The organism is Pseudoalteromonas sp. APC 3691 (genome assembly GCF_030408135.1).
Classification (GTDB): Bacteria; Pseudomonadota; Gammaproteobacteria; order Enterobacterales; family Alteromonadaceae; genus Pseudoalteromonas.
The window spans coordinates 157,615-172,545 of the sequence record NZ_JASDCB010000001.1 but is presented as its reverse complement, the minus strand read 5'-3'; the positions used below and the strand labels follow the sequence as shown (position 1 = coordinate 172,545).

The following is a 14,931-nucleotide window of genomic DNA, read 5'->3' as shown; positions in this document are numbered from 1 at the left end:
AAAAACAATATTAGTTTTCATTAAATAGAGTCTGTGTTATTGCTTGTGGGTTATGTTTGAAGAGCTTTATTGCCTTATTTTCTCCAAACTCATGAGCAACAAAATTATATGCCTCAGATAAAATTGGCGGTCTTCTTTTTATATTATGTGCATCGCTTGCAACGACTGTTACTTTATTTTGTTTTAATAGTTCAAATGAAAAAGCCTTAACTTCAGGGCCAAAATTACCCATTATACTTCCTGCAGTAACCTGCGTTAAACATCCTAAACGTAGAAAAGGAGCCAGCAGTGAGGGAGATCTTAACAGATCTCTATTTCTCTCAGGATGGGCTATTATAGGTCTATATCCGTTATTAAATAGCCACTTAATAAAATTATCAGATCCCGGAGGAATATGGCTATGCGGAAATTCTAATAATACCGTTTTTAACCCTTTTAAAACACCAAGCGCAGGTATGAGACCGGCTTTGAGCTTAATCATGAGCTCCACATCAATTCTGAGCTCGCAAGCAGCCGCAACTTGAATCGTTAGATTATTCTCATTTATAATTTTTTTTAAAAGAGCAAGTCCATCCATAATGCACGCTTGGTCATTATCAAAACGCCCTATATTTATATGTGGTGTGGCTACTATATGCGTAGTACCGTCATCTTGAGCCATACGCAAAAGAGACAAGGTCTCTGCCTCATCTCTTGCCCCATCATCAATGCCAGGAATAATATGGCTATGAATATCTATCATGTTAAGTGTTTTTCTTTCCATAAGAATAATAGTCATAGTAACCATTGTAGCCTTGTGTTTTAGCTACCTTATCAGTATCAACATGGTTTAATACAACTCCTGCTAACTTAGCTTTATCTTGTAGTAATCTACCAATTCCATTTTTTATTATTGATAAATGTGTATCGTCACTTTTAACAACATAAATTACACTATCTACACTTTTAGAAATCATTAAAGAGTCACTTACAGCTTGAATAGGTGCTGTATCTATTATGATCCGGTCAAATTTCTCTTTTAATTGTTCTATTACTTTACTAAATTTGTTACTAGATAAAAGCTCTAAGGGATTAGGTGGTAATTGGCCACATGGCATTACTGTTATCCCGCTTTGCTCATCTTGATATAAACAATTTTCAAGTGTGTCTGTTCCGGCTATAAAGTTTGAAAGGCCTGGATGATAAGTTGGCATATCAAAGCGCTTACATATACTAGGTTTACGCATATCGGCATCAATTAGTAATACTTTCTCAATTTGACCAAGCGAAAAAGCTAAATTGATAGAAGTGGTTGTTTTACCTTCACCCGGTATTGAAGACGTAACTTCTATAACTTTATTATTTTCAGCATCCATTTGCGATAAGACAACCCCAGTCCTTAATGTTCTAACCGCTTCAGAAAACTGCTGCTGTTCTTTATCAAAAAAAGTACGAATATCGAGAGCTGTATTTTTTGAAAGCGGGATCATACCTAACATACGCATAGATAACTTACTTTCAATATCACTAGGGCTTTTTATTGTGTCATCAAGCATTTCAAATAAAATAACTAGACCAACAAAAAACATAAGACTTAAGAAAAACGCTCCAGCTACTATCATTTTCTTATTGGGCTTAACAGGATAAAGGCTAGCAGCTGCTACGCCAGTAAAATGAGCTGGACTAGCTTTATAATCGCTAGTAGCTTCGGTTTCTCGAGAGCGTTCTAAAAATGTGTTATACAAATTACGATTCGTATCAAGTTCAATTTTAAGAGCCGTATATTTGGTATCTAAACCAGTAATATCACTATATTTACTACGGATATCAGAAAGCTCTTTTCTGTATCTTTTTACACGTTGGGCAGCCGTATAGGACTCTTTCTCAATCCCTGATATTAATGATTGAATTTGTGCATTTACCTGCTCAACTCTCATATCTAGCTCTTCAGATGCTGCTATTAATTTAGGGTGTTTTGGACCATATATTTTAGATAATTCAGCAAATTTTAGTTCAGCCGTTTCTAAAAGCACCCGCCCTTCTGAAATAGAGCTATGACTAATAATTTCAGGGAGTGATTTAAGGTTTTCAAAATCAGATTTACCAAACCTATTTATTAATTCAAGAATACTATCAACTTTACTTTTATCACTTTCAGCAATCGCCAGTGTAGCTTGAGTTTTTTCAAGCTCACTATCAATTCTCAAAACAGCACTATCAATATCTACAATATTATTTTTTTGACGAAAACTTTCAAATGCCGTTTCTGAACGCTCTAACTGTTTTGTAAGTCCAGCCATTTTTTCACTCATCCAAGCACTTGCTCTTCGAGTTACACCTAATTTAGCTTCTAAATGAGTCTCTATATAGACTTCACCAATAGCATTCGCAATTTTTGCAGCAAGCTTTCTATCAGAGGCCTGATAAGTAATATGCACTAATTGGGTACCTTGAATTGGCTTGACAGATAACCTCTGCCTAAAATCATTAATCAAATGTGCCATTTTATATTCTAAATCCAGCTCATCGTCTGTACCACCCTCACCAAAAAAAGATGAAAAAAGAGCTTTCAAACCAAATAGGTTATTTTCTTCATCGTTAAATTCAGGGTGTTTTATTAAGTTCAGCTTTTCTATAACGGCTTCAGCAATATATTTCGATTGTAGTATTTCAAATTGCGTGCTGTAAAATTCTCGTTTAGCGGTGTTAAAACCATACATTTCATCTATCGAAACAACATTTTTTTGTTCTGGCTCTATTAACAATGTTGCTGTTGATTCGTAAGTTGGTTTAATTTGCATTACAACAAAAGCAGCTATCACTGATATTAATGAAGAAATAAATATTAACCGCCACTTATACTCCATACATGCATGAAGGTAACGTTTTAAATCAAGTGTATTGTTTGTTTCTAAGAATGTGTTACTACTTGTATTCATTAAAAAAACCTCTGTTCAACAGTTACTGTATCACCAGCTTGTACTATTGAATCTAATGTTGCATTAATTTGTTTTGACTTGTTTTTTTCTTTAAAAATAAATATTTTTTCTTTTGAAGCCCTTTCAGTAAACCCGCCAGCTATAGCAACCGCTTGATTTACTGTCATACCGGGTTGATAAGAATAGCTACCTGGCAGACGAACCTCACCATGAATAAAGAATGGACGATATTGAACAACAGTCACATACACTGTTGGCTCTATTAAGTAATCGCCTTTAAGCCCTTTATATATTTTTTGTTGTAGGGCTTTTTCTGTTAATCCACTTATTTTTATTTCACCCAAAAAAGGATAGTTTAGTTTACCTGAACGCCCTATTTTAGTTTCTAATGATAGTGCTTCTTCTCCATAAACCTTGATTTGAATAGTATCGCCTGTATCTAATAAGTAATTTATTTCATTAGCTAAAATGGTATTAGTGAAAAAAAATACTATTAAAAAACAAAAATGTTTCATGTTTTTCCTTACATTGAGACTTTAAAATTAATACCAACAATCGACTTATCAAACTTAAATAGCGCAAGATTTGAGTCTTTATCCTGATAAGTATAATACATGCTCGTTTCTAACCAGCGTGCGGTATTGTGAATAACTGACAATACAAGTTCTTGAGAGTCGTCTTCACGTTCGACACCTGAAAAATCGTCGTTTGTGTAGCTATATACAGCACTAGTACTCACTAAAGAACTCCAAGTGTGCTCCCACCCCAAAGAAACACCTTTCTGATCTATATAATCACCAAATGTATCAGGGTCAACAGCACCAGCTTGAGATGTAAACCTAAAAGTTGAATAGCTTAAAGGAGCCCACTGTGCTTCAACTAACCAGCTTACCCCATTAAAATCACCTCGCTCAAACGCTTTAAATGACTTATTTTGATAACCTATTTTTGCAACACCCGTCGTTAATGCCGTTGCTTCCCAGCGTACACCGACCAACAGCTCTTTAACATTTGAGTCTCTAGTTACTCCAGACTCGTCAATTAAGTCATACCTAATGCCGGTATATGAAGCATCTAGCGTTAAATCAGTTAAAGCACTTAATGCATATAGAAATTGCCCCCCGAGGAGTCTTTCATCGAAGTCTCTATACTGTGTTAGGTTACGATTATTGGTAAATCGAATATCTTGATAATTTGCTAGCAAAGCAAAACGTGAAGAAGTAATCCCTCCAAATTCATAGCGTAAATCTGCATTTTGCTCTCTAAACTCACTAGGATCATCAAGTAAATTTAATAGCCCTTCAGATACACCCGTACCACGTTGTTCAGTTTTAAAATCATATTCGTATTTAAAATCAAAACGATCACGAGATGAAGGCTCTAAATGAGTCGCAGCCTCAAAACCACCATCTAAATAATTATCATCCGAACTAGAAAAGTAAGTACCACTTTCAACATATGTACCCATTGAAAAAGTATTGAGTGCATCAATCATTTGGAAATTTACAGAAGGCTTAACGACTAGCTTAGTACTCGATTTTTCATTGCTAGAGCTATTAAATATATTATTATCGTATTCATACTTACTTTCTAATAGAGGTGTTATATCAACACCTGATTCCGTTTTGATTGAAGCAGGTTCTAATGCAGAAACATTGCACGAAAAAAAGACAGCTAATAAAGTGATAGAAGTACTATTTTTAAATTTCATTTTAATCCCTTAACCCTAATAAGCGTTTTTGCTTACAAAGCCCTTAAAAATAGTCATATAAACTATTTTAAGGTCAAATATAAGTGACCAGTTTTTAATATATTGCAAGTCATACTCAACTCGCTTTTCCATTTTTTCTAACGTATCTGTTTCTCCGCGCCAGCCATTTATCTGAGCCCAACCTGTAATTCCAGGTTTGACTTTATGACGAAGCATATAAAATTCCACTTTTTTTCTATACTCTTCATTATGTGCAACAGCATGTGGTCTTGGGCCTACAATTGACATTTCGCCGAATAAAACATTAAAGAACTGAGGTAGTTCGTCTAAACTTGTGCGTCTCAAAAAACCACCAAATGCAGTAACCCTTGGATCAAATTTAGTAGCTTGAGTAACAACTGAATTATCCTCCATCACACGCATAGAGCGAAATTTCCATACTTTTATTTTTTGGCCCGCCAAGCCATATCTATGCTGTTTAAAAAGAACAGGGCCTTCAGAGGTAAACTTAATAGCGAGCGAAATAAGAAGTAACAATGGTGATATTAACAAAAGGATAATAGAAGCAAGAATAATGTCTTCTGTTCGTTTAACCCATTGTCGTGCACCCAAGTAAGGAGACTCAAATACACTCAAGGTATCAATATTTCCGATATGCTCAATTCGAGCATGAACTAAATTAGATAGTAAAAAATCTGGAATAAAATGCACATCTACAGTCGTATCACCTAGTTTAAGTAAAATATCCGCAATTCGTTTTTCTGCTTTTAAAGGTAAAGCAATAAACAAAACATCAATTTGACCATTCCTAGCATGCTGTACTGCACTATCAATCATGCCTTCAATATTAAAATCCATATCTTTAAATAGCCTTTCAGGCTTCCTATCTTCGAAAAAGCCAACAAACTCGTAACCTAGTTCATCATTTTCAGCTATTTGTTGATAAAGGTTTGCCCCAGCTTCTGTAGCTCCTACTATCGCAACCTTACTAATATTTAAACCTAATTTACGGCGGTTAACTTTATAAAGCCTAACTAACTCTCTAGATGTAAATAACCAAACAAATGATAATGCAAACCATAATGAAAGAGTTACTCTAGAAAGTTCTTCTGTAAATTTTAAGGCAAAAGCCACAATAAATAATAGGACAAAGGCACTTGCTAAACTAAGCCAAGCAGTCACTACCATACTACTCAATTTACCTGCTCTCCAAGAGCGATAAAGTCCAAGAGTTTCTGCGGTATATAAATAACTAAGGGTTACAACAAGCAATACTGTAATATAACTATTTGATATGCTAGTCCCATAAATAAAGCCAGCTACATATAAACTGCTTATAAGTGTGAAAATATCTGAAAATCGGTATAAATCAGCAGTAGAGTTTCCACCGATTTTAAACGTCCTAGATGTAATCATAAAGCCTCCTTGCCAAATTAAATATGCAGTTAGAATAACCTTATATAATAGATAATAGAAGACTAAAAAAAGACAAGAAAAGCTCCATTTAAACTCACCTTGATGAAACAAAAGTCACACCATTAAAAACCTAGACAAATAACATTAGAAACTCATAAAAAACTCAACCAATACGCTGAGAAAATCAGAGGAAAAGCCTAAAAAAAATAAACATTTACATACAAAGAAAAGATAAACTAAACAAAATTAAACGAGTTTAATTTTGTTTAGTTTATCTTTTTTATTCTTATTATTTTTATATTTAAATGAATCTACTCACGGCCTTAAAATTTTATAACTATAGACATAATCATAATTTAAATAATCCCTTCTCATTAAAAATACACGTAACAAAATCTTTAAAGAAAACAGAAAATCTACTAATCTATGATTGTAATTAATCTGCGAAAAAAAACATGAAATACAGTAGTGCTGGGATTCTTTAAATAGAACATAAAGATAGAACGAGTTCACGAGCTTTATCTTGACTTAAAATTATGAATTTATACTTCTTTTTAAGAAGTATATCTATGTCTGATATTCAGCTATTTAAATATTTAAAATCAATCAATGACCCTCACCAAAAATGTAAACAGGTTCATAAACTATTTGATATCTTATTCTTAGCCGTCAGCACGTTTTGTCTGAATGCTAAGGCTCGGAGGATATTTAAAATTTAGCTAATGATAATCCACTAGAGAGAAAGCATGTGCAAAATTGATACAAAGGTGGAGTGCCTGTATTTGCTACACTGAGGCGCATTGTATTTAATCAACTCAAAGCTAAATAAAGATATGTGTAGTGGCATAGTTAATTTGGCCACCCAATAAGAAAGAAATGTTATGCTATTTGTATACAAATTTGGGTGAAAATATCGAGCTTAAGTATAATATTGAGATAATTTTATAATCTCTGGAATTAATAAAAAAAGGTATGTTAACTTGATTAAATTAGGGAGCAGCAGTTACATAAACCTAGTAAAGAGATTTCTGCGCTGGCAATCTCCCATCTTAAAACGAATAAATACGGCTTTTAATATAGTCAGTTATTTCAACTGGGGCCCTACTATTAAATGCGTGGCTTTTTGAATTACTCTTAAGTGCATCATTAATCGCGTTATTGAGCGTTAACTCATCATCTGCAGGAAATAAACCATCTAAATATTTTAATTTAGTATATGTTGCCAACTGATGGTCATTTCGATGTTCATTTAATGTATAAAGTCTAGGCATAACAACTAAAGGCTTTCCTTCACTTAAACAAGATAAAATAGTTCCCATACCTGCATGGCCAATAACTACCGATGCCTCATTAAAATAATCATCAGCTTCTTTTCCTGATATAAATTCAAACGACCTACCTGTAAGAGGTTTATAGCCTTTGCTACCCACTTGAAAAACTATATCTGTATAGTTATTTTCAAGCGCCCAATTTTCAGCTTGTTTAACAAGTCGATCAAATGAAAGCTGTGTACCTACAGTTACAAAAATCAAAATACTCTCCCTTTGTATAAAGGACCATCTTCTTTTGCTACTTCAGGCCATTGCGTAAGCCAAACATCTGCAACCTTTGATACTTTTTTTCCTGCTAAAGATAACTCATCCGCATTTGCTACAGAATCGACCCAAACAGTTTTAGCGCCAATTAATTTCCCCCAAATTAAAGCAAAGAAACCAGGTGCGGCACCTGTACTTATAATTACATCTGGTCGATGTTTCAAAACTTTAAAAAAAGTCTGGGCAGCTAGAAAAACTAATTTCAACTTTTGATCCATATTAGCATCAATAACAGTTTCAAATTTAGCATTACCAACATGACTTTCAAGCGATGGGTCATTAGTTATAAAAATAACATCTTGCTCTTCCCAAACCGCTGATAATCGATTTAACTGAATCCAATGACCACCTCGAGAAGCTATTGCCATCACTAATTTTTTTTTCATTCCACATTCCTTGATGATTCATCTTTTTGCCATTGGTATCTTTCTAAAGATTTATATTTTTTATTCGCCAATTTCGTTGCTATTAAATTTACTAGACCATAAACCATAAATTCAAAAAAGGTTGGCATTGAAACGAAGCGCTTTGATGGTAAGTTTTTATTAATAACTAGAGACTTATTCTTAAGCTCAATATTACCAAGCTTACTCCGTGTTTTAATTTTAATTAAATCACCGATTTTTTTTGGTGCAGTAACCATAGATGTACAATTAGTATCAACCTGCTGCTTTGAAACAGGCACGACTTCTCTTATAAACCCATCATCAGCAATCACATCAGGAAAGAATTTAAAACATGCCCTAGCTTGCTTATTTAAACCATATACACCGCTACCAAACCCTTGTGAAGAATAGAATTTAGTTTTAAACCAAGCTCGATAAAAAGCTTTTACAAATATGCTAGAACTACTAAATTCCATAATTGCTTTAGGAGAAACTAACAAAGGTGATACCGAAGATTCCAAAGTATTTATTAGAGACAGAAGCCCGTCATAATTAACTACAACGTCAGCATCCATATAGATACGAGGAAAACCAACATTGGATTTTTCGGCAACATTTATTGCGTTGGTCTTTGATCCAAGTTCAATATCTAAACAACACACGGCAGGAAATTCATTACGAATAAAATCTACAGAACCATCGTTACTACCATTTACAGCAACTGTAATTGTATATTTCCCCTCTTTTACACCCTGATAAAGTGGTTTTAAAGTACGGGCTATTACACTGCGCTCGTTATAAGCAGGTATAATAATAGCTGGTAAAACACTCATTTTTCGATTTTCCATTTCAATTGACGGGAGCAAAACTCCCACCATATCTTAGCTTCAGCTCGTTTATTTTCGTTGAATGAAAATAAACTAAAGAGCGTACCTCTAAGTACAGAACCTAAAAAAAGACAAGCCCGAGCAGTATAATAAGAAATTGGACTCCAATACTTTTTGCAGTATTTTAGTTTAGAATGATACAAAAAGTTTAATTTATTCCTTGATGTTATTGTTTTACTTCCTTCATGTAGGATTACAGCTTTATCTGTAGACATAGGCTTAGCACCTAAAGATCTAGCACGTCGACATAAATCAACCTCTTCACTATACATAAAAAATCGTTCATCAAAGCCTTCAAGTTGTTTGAAAAGTTCAGTATCCATTAGTAAAAAACAACCTGATATAGAATCTACATATGGTGACTTTTGTATTTCAGTAGAAGTATAGGCATCTGGGATTCTAAGTGATAACTTCTTCAAAAAAATATCGCCAAAAAAAGCCCAGCTTAAAACACCTATCAAACTTGGCTCTCTCCAGGCATTTTGGCCATCATTCTCTCCTTGAAGATTAATAGTTTGCCCTCCCCAAACTTTCGAAGAGGGGTAAAGGTTAGAAAAATCAAATAAATTTTTGAGACTATCTGAGCTAAGTTTCACATCAGGGTTAAGAAAAAGAGTCTTATTCCCTTTAATCATGGGTAAAGCCAAATTACACCCTCTACCAAAACCGATGTTTTCTTTTGATTTTATAACTGAAAACTCTACTTCATTAAAATTACCAAATAAAGATAAAGAAGCATCTTGCGAGTTATTATCTACAATTATAATTTGTAAATCCGATAAATTATAATTACTTTTTTGTATATCCTTCATTACATTAATTATATCTTCGCCACAGTTATAACAAACTATGATAATTGTAATTAATTCCATTTTTCTATCTCCTTTTATGGCTTTGCTCTACAGGTTATCTTCTATTTTAAGTTTAAATACTTTTACCAAATAATAAATTTGATTTTTCAAGCTTTTAAAATTATAAAACGAAATATTCAGTTCTTTTTTCACACTTATTGAATTCGCTAAACACATAGTCACACTTCCCACTAAGGAAGAAATTGCAGCCCCAAGTGATCCGTATTTAGGAATTAAAATTATGGAAGAAATCAAAATCACTAAAGCTGAAAAATAAAGGTTTTTACGCAACTCCTTTAAATGATTTGTCATAGTTAAAATAGTGCCAACTGGACCAACATAACTTCTTATAACCCAACAAAATGAAAAAATTAATAACTCTGGATAACTTGCTACATACCTTTCACCAAATAAGTTTAAAACTAAATCGCCAAAGAAAATAAAAAATATGAATAAGCTAATTGAAAATAAATTTGATATTGCAACTTGCTTTATAGATTTGTCATGTATGTCTGAAATATTTCCATCTTCAAAATGAGATGAAATTCTTGGAGCTAATAATGCACAAAATGCTACGAACAAGAAACCGACCAAAGTTGAGATCCTGAATGCAACTGAAATCAATGCAAGTTGCTCTTCATTGAGCCAAAAACCTGAAAGTAGCGCACCTCCTTGTTGGATAATAATCATAATTAATGCTATAGAAGAAAATGGAATTGTGTATTTTAAAATACCTATAGAATCTAATTTTTTTATTCTATGTTTTTTATCATAAATAGGTATAGATTTAATGTACTTAAAAAAAGTCACAATAGAAGTGAGCATTACTAAACTACACATTAATAAAAAAATTAAGCTTAGTTTTAGTACGTCCAACTTATAATAATATGTTATCAAGCAAGAAATACAACCAGCAAAGCTTACACCAATACCTAAGCTCCAATATTGACTGTAGATTAGTAGTTGGCTTTGAAAATATGATGCTAACACTTGCATAAATGAAAAAAGAAGTGAAACGACTAAAAAGATAAGTATAATTTTTATCGATGAAATATTATTATATATAGGAAACCCACCAAAATAAATAATTACTATCAGTGAAAAACTTAGAAAAAGTGAAATTAATATAACAATAAAACTAATTTTCAACATTATATATTTGTGAAAAAAAACACATTTATATTTTGTAAGTTGTTTGATAATAACGTTATCAGTCCCGGCCCTAGCTAATTGAACTAAAACCATCATAATTGAATAGCTATATAAAAAAACTCCCGCTTCATGTGTAGAAATAGACTTTGTAATAAAAAATAAAAATAGAAAAGTAAAAAAAGCTGATGTAACTTTAGAAAATATAGCTGCAAAAGATTTGTTTTTATATATACTTTTTATATTAATCATTATAATTCCAAATAAGCAACAACTGGCTTATGATCACTAGAACTATTAAAATCAATAGTACTACCAAATGATATTTTTATACCTTTAACATAAATCTCATCTATTGAAAAAAAAGATCCAAAAAAACCTAATTTGTGTCCAGGTCCGGGGAATGTACTGATTGAACCTGAGCCAAAATGAGATAATGCTCCTTTAAAATTTAATTCTGACTCTATTTTTTTTCTTGGTGTATTATTTCTTATTAAATTAAAGTCACCTGCAACTATAACTCTTTCATTTTCTTTGCTATTTATATCAACTAATAATGAATTATAAAACCTGTGAAAATTCATGTAATTTAAAAAGAATTTAGGAGCATGGAAATTGTAAGAAATAACATCTTCACCTTTTATCTCTAAAGAAACCTTTTGAATATTACCGATAAACTCTACTCTATTTACTGGGTATAAAGTCATTAGTGCAGTACTTTTATTATCATTTGAAACAAATGTATAATTAGGAAAGTTAATTACAATACTATCTTTAAATTCATCTCCTTTATTTATTTCTTGAAGGAAAAGTATATCGGGAGAATAATCTCTGATTACCTTGCCAATATCTTGAATTTTATTTTCGCTATTAGACCGTAAAGAAAAAGTAATAGCTGTGATTTTTTTATCAACAGAATGATGATCTTGAAATCCATAAAAAAAATTTATAAATACAGAAATTGAGAACACACCAAATAATAAAGAAAATTTAAATTTATTTTTATAAAATAAGTAAGAAGTGATTAATGTTAAAATTAATAAAAAAAAGTAATCGAAAAACAAAAAATATAACTCATAGATTAACCCATTATCAATCACTTTTTAGTTTCCTTATTTAAATTTAATAAAAATGAATTATAAATACCCATAATAAAAAAAACCATTAATTGAGCACGATCAAAAAAATCAACTGTTAAACCTGCAAATAAAATTGAAGAGATAGAACAAAAAAATGCAAAGTGATAATGCCCATTACTTTTATTATCTTTTTTACTCCAATGTTCTTTTAGAGACAGAAAAAAGAAACTTAACAATAAAATCAATGAGGGGTAACCACTAATTAAAGTGGTATTAAGCCAAAAACTATCCACACTACTAGACATCCAAAATGGTCTTGACCAGTTATGAAAGCCAATACCAAAAAATGGATTACTTGAAATATCATCAATAGAAAATTGCCATTGTTGATATCGCGCATAAGCTGTGGCAGGATTTAAGGCAAGTGTTTGTATTAAAATTAAAATAGGGCCTCTGTTAGAACTTATCACCAAGAATACATATAAAAGAATCATTGTAATGAAAATAATTTTATATATTTTATCAATATAAAAAGATAGTCTTTTTAATAAATATAAGCTGAATTGAAATGCTATCATTAAAAAACCTGCTGAAGTTACTGATGTAATCATAGCAACAAGTATACCAGCTCCCATAACAACAGCTTTCAAAGGTCTAAAATAAATAAATAATATAGGGAATAACATAACCCCACATATTGAATATAGGATAGGGTGTGAAAATAATGTACTTGCTCTATGTATTCCATGGCGAAAATATGAATCACCTAATTCCTCTACAACAGGATTACCAAATATATCAGCTGCAATTATATGTAAAAACCTTACTCCATCAATAGCTTCATATACTGCAAAAGGAATTAAAGTTAAAAAAACAATTAAAAAGACTTTGAAAACATTTTTAAAAACGTTTTTATCACCTAACAGCAGTAAACCTAAGCCATAACCAATAAACACTTCCAAAAAATTTATAATTCCAGATTCTATTTTTACAAAGCCATGATTTATATAGAAGCTCACACCCACATAAATACAAAAAACAAACAACAACTTTTCTTTAAGACCTATTAGCTTATTTTTATTCAAATTAATAAAAACATATGGCGTAACTAACAAAAGTAAAATTCTATATAACTCCACCCTAACATTTCCAACGTTGAAATATGCTTCCATCGGAATGAGAATAGAGAATATATACATTAACATATATATATATGTCTTATTGTTAATAACCATTTTAAACTAATATCCCAAGAGACTTTGTTTTAATATTAGTTCTGATTATTTTAGCTGGGTTTCCACCAACAATACAATTACTTGGAATATTTTTAGTGACAACACTACCAGATCCAACCACTACTGAATCACCAACTATAACACCTGGTAAAATTATTGCATTGCCACCGATAAAACAGTTTTTCCCTATAAATATTGGTTTCGATAAATTACGAGACATATCATGAGTAAGAAGCACTGCTCCGAAAGCAATATAAGTGCCTTCATCAATATTTATTCCTGTAGGGTTTGTATAATCTAATTTAGCCTTTAAAGATATACGTACTGACGGATGAATTTTCATTCCTAGAAATTTATTGAAAAAGATAATTCTTAAAGCAAGAATTGCATGACGTATTCTGACATGTATTAGCCATTTTATTTTTTTTAACATTTTAATTTCTCAAATAACGATCTATTTCTTGTAATTGATTCTTAGCATCAATACATACTTTTGGAACACATGCATCTAAATCGAATTGCAATTTAGATTTATTAGAGAGAGAGTTAATGACTTCAGAAAGAACTTGCTCTGTATTTAATTTTCTTGGATCAATAACACTGTACCCAACTCCACATGACTCAAAAACTCCCAAGGCCTTATCACTATATGAAATTGTACAAACAGGGGTTCTTGTTGATAAAGCAGCTATCGTTGCGTGCATCCGTGTTCCCATAAACCAAGTCATCTGAGAAATTAACCATTTAACTTCACATTGGTCTAGATTCGCGTCTTGCATTTCAATACGTTTAGAGTTTTCTAAACCTAACTTTGCAATTAGCTGTTTGTTAGCCTTAAAATCCGACTCATAATCTCCTAAAGGTGAAGTTAAAACATGCGGTATTAATACAACCTTATAATCAGTTTTATCAAGGATATAAGTTAGAAGTTGCTCAATACAAATGTTATATTCTGTTTTAAATTTATATCTATTTTTTGCTTCTTCCGGATTATTATAAATTAAGCCACTTATGTTCAGACCTATTACCTTATTGATAGAACCTTCATTAAGCCAATTGAGAACCTTCTGGTTCACTTTGTTATCTGAACGTTTCACTGGAAGTGCAAAAGCCATATCAACACCGACCCTATGACGATTAGGGTCAAAATTATCTCCTAGAAGTTGTTTCAGAACCTCATAAGATCTTAAGTCTCTTGCCCACGCCATTTTAGAATTAATGACGATATTCCTTGCTTCATTTTTCGTAGATTCTGAAATGAATGGTCCATAAGTTTGTGGTAATAGCACTAATGGAATATTATTTTTCAATGCAAAATACTTTGGAGCATTAACCAAGTTAAATCTAAATTTACCATAAAGATCTGTAAAACTATCTCCACCACTAACATCTAGAAAAACATCGGCACTTAATAGGTGCTTGCAATTATTGTTAAAGTAACCATTAAAAAAACAATTAAATTTAAGATTAATATAGCTTTCTTTTTGATAGAATTTTTTACTTAACTTAGCGCCACATAAAGTAACATTAACAAATCCACTAGAAACTGAATAATTTAAAGTCCTTAGTCCTTTAAGTGAATCTAAAATAGTGAACTTATTAGTTTTATTATCTTTATACAAACCCTCTACTGCGGAGTTTCCTAGTGCAGAAACTCCCAAATTACTAGTTCCTGGATCTGAACCACATACTACATAATGCATC

14 protein-coding genes are annotated in these 14,931 nt (G+C 31.9%); all 14 read right to left on the bottom strand.

What is annotated here, in order from left to right:
- Nucleotides 1-10: 10 nt before the first annotated feature.
- Nucleotides 11-778 (bottom strand): CpsB/CapC family capsule biosynthesis tyrosine phosphatase, encoded by a 768-nt coding sequence (locus QL998_RS00700; protein ID WP_259365803.1) that lies wholly within the window; start codon nt 776-778, stop codon nt 11-13.
- Nucleotides 744-2,918 (bottom strand): polysaccharide biosynthesis tyrosine autokinase, encoded by a 2,175-nt coding sequence (locus tag QL998_RS00695; RefSeq protein ID WP_182197683.1) that lies wholly within the window; start codon nt 2,916-2,918, stop codon nt 744-746. The genes QL998_RS00700 and QL998_RS00695 overlap by 35 nt, the downstream gene beginning before the upstream one ends.
- Complete coding sequence (locus QL998_RS00690) at nt 2,918-3,433, bottom strand: polysaccharide biosynthesis/export family protein (RefSeq protein WP_149592171.1); 516 nt, start codon at nt 3,431-3,433, stop codon at nt 2,918-2,920. The genes QL998_RS00695 and QL998_RS00690 overlap by 1 nt, the downstream gene beginning before the upstream one ends.
- 8 nt (nt 3,434-3,441) lie before the next feature.
- The gene (locus QL998_RS00685; protein WP_290191932.1) at nt 3,442-4,629 is read right to left on the bottom strand and encodes an outer membrane beta-barrel protein; all 1,188 of its coding nucleotides are present in this window, start codon (nt 4,627-4,629) and stop codon (nt 3,442-3,444) included.
- 15 nt (nt 4,630-4,644) lie between these two features.
- Nucleotides 4,645-6,045: an undecaprenyl-phosphate glucose phosphotransferase gene (locus QL998_RS00680; RefSeq protein ID WP_290191931.1), complete on the bottom strand. Its 1,401-nt coding sequence runs from the start codon at nt 6,043-6,045 to the stop codon at nt 4,645-4,647.
- 1,049 nt (nt 6,046-7,094) lie between these two features.
- Nucleotides 7,095-7,577 carry a glycosyltransferase gene (locus QL998_RS00675; RefSeq protein WP_290191930.1) on the bottom strand — a complete coding sequence of 161 codons (483 nt, stop codon included), beginning with the start codon at nt 7,575-7,577 and terminating at the stop codon, nt 7,095-7,097.
- Entirely contained in the window at nt 7,574-8,026 is a 453-nt protein-coding gene (locus QL998_RS00670; protein ID WP_290191929.1) for a hypothetical protein, read from the bottom strand. The genes QL998_RS00675 and QL998_RS00670 overlap by 4 nt, the downstream gene beginning before the upstream one ends.
- The gene (locus tag QL998_RS00665) at nt 8,023-8,859 is read right to left on the bottom strand and encodes a glycosyltransferase (RefSeq protein WP_290191928.1); all 837 of its coding nucleotides are present in this window, start codon (nt 8,857-8,859) and stop codon (nt 8,023-8,025) included. Before QL998_RS00665 ends, QL998_RS00670 begins: the two co-directional genes overlap by 4 nt.
- Complete coding sequence (locus tag QL998_RS00660; protein ID WP_290191927.1) at nt 8,856-9,785, bottom strand: glycosyltransferase family 2 protein; 930 nt, start codon at nt 9,783-9,785, stop codon at nt 8,856-8,858. The genes QL998_RS00665 and QL998_RS00660 overlap by 4 nt, the downstream gene beginning before the upstream one ends.
- A gap of 27 nt (nt 9,786-9,812) precedes the next feature.
- On the bottom strand, nt 9,813-11,165 hold the full coding sequence (locus QL998_RS00655; protein ID WP_290191926.1) for a polysaccharide biosynthesis C-terminal domain-containing protein: 1,353 nt from the start codon (nt 11,163-11,165) through the stop codon (nt 9,813-9,815).
- A complete protein-coding gene (locus tag QL998_RS00650) occupies nt 11,165-12,013 on the bottom strand; it encodes an endonuclease/exonuclease/phosphatase family protein (protein WP_290191925.1) in 849 nt (282 codons plus the stop codon). The genes QL998_RS00655 and QL998_RS00650 overlap by 1 nt, the downstream gene beginning before the upstream one ends.
- Nucleotides 12,010-13,131, bottom strand: coding sequence for a hypothetical protein (locus QL998_RS00645; RefSeq protein ID WP_290191924.1), 1,122 nt, complete (start codon nt 13,129-13,131; stop codon nt 12,010-12,012). Before QL998_RS00645 ends, QL998_RS00650 begins: the two co-directional genes overlap by 4 nt.
- Nucleotides 13,132-13,228: 97 nt before the next feature.
- Nucleotides 13,229-13,660 carry a DapH/DapD/GlmU-related protein gene (locus QL998_RS00640; RefSeq protein WP_290191923.1) on the bottom strand — a complete coding sequence of 144 codons (432 nt, stop codon included), beginning with the start codon at nt 13,658-13,660 and terminating at the stop codon, nt 13,229-13,231.
- A 1-nt stretch (nt 13,661) separates the two neighbouring features.
- The gene (locus QL998_RS00635; protein ID WP_290191922.1) at nt 13,662-14,930 is read right to left on the bottom strand and encodes a polysaccharide pyruvyl transferase family protein; all 1,269 of its coding nucleotides are present in this window, start codon (nt 14,928-14,930) and stop codon (nt 13,662-13,664) included.
- Nucleotide 14,931 lies beyond the last annotated feature (1 nt).

Excerpts from the sequence above, each read along its gene's own strand:
- QL998_RS00655 (WP_290191926.1), bottom strand. The coding sequence starts at position 11,165 with ATGATTAATATAAAAAGTATATATAAAAACAAATCTTTTGCAGCTATA.
- QL998_RS00665 (WP_290191928.1), bottom strand. The coding sequence starts at position 8,859 with ATGAGTGTTTTACCAGCTATTATTATACCTGCTTATAACGAGCGCAGT.
- QL998_RS00660 (WP_290191927.1), bottom strand. The coding sequence starts at position 9,785 with ATGGAATTAATTACAATTATCATAGTTTGTTATAACTGTGGCGAAGAT.
- QL998_RS00635 (WP_290191922.1), bottom strand. The coding sequence starts at position 14,930 with ATGCATTATGTAGTATGTGGTTCAGATCCAGGAACTAGTAATTTGGGA.
- QL998_RS00690 (WP_149592171.1), bottom strand. The coding sequence starts at position 3,433 with ATGAAACATTTTTGTTTTTTAATAGTATTTTTTTTCACTAATACCATT.
- QL998_RS00685 (WP_290191932.1), bottom strand. The coding sequence starts at position 4,629 with ATGAAATTTAAAAATAGTACTTCTATCACTTTATTAGCTGTCTTTTTT.
- QL998_RS00695 (WP_182197683.1), bottom strand. The coding sequence starts at position 2,918 with ATGAATACAAGTAGTAACACATTCTTAGAAACAAACAATACACTTGAT.
- QL998_RS00700 (WP_259365803.1), bottom strand. The coding sequence starts at position 778 with ATGACTATTATTCTTATGGAAAGAAAAACACTTAACATGATAGATATT.
- QL998_RS00640 (WP_290191923.1), bottom strand. The coding sequence starts at position 13,660 with ATGTTAAAAAAAATAAAATGGCTAATACATGTCAGAATACGTCATGCA.
- QL998_RS00670 (WP_290191929.1), bottom strand. The coding sequence starts at position 8,026 with ATGAAAAAAAAATTAGTGATGGCAATAGCTTCTCGAGGTGGTCATTGG.
- QL998_RS00680 (WP_290191931.1), bottom strand. The coding sequence starts at position 6,045 with ATGATTACATCTAGGACGTTTAAAATCGGTGGAAACTCTACTGCTGAT.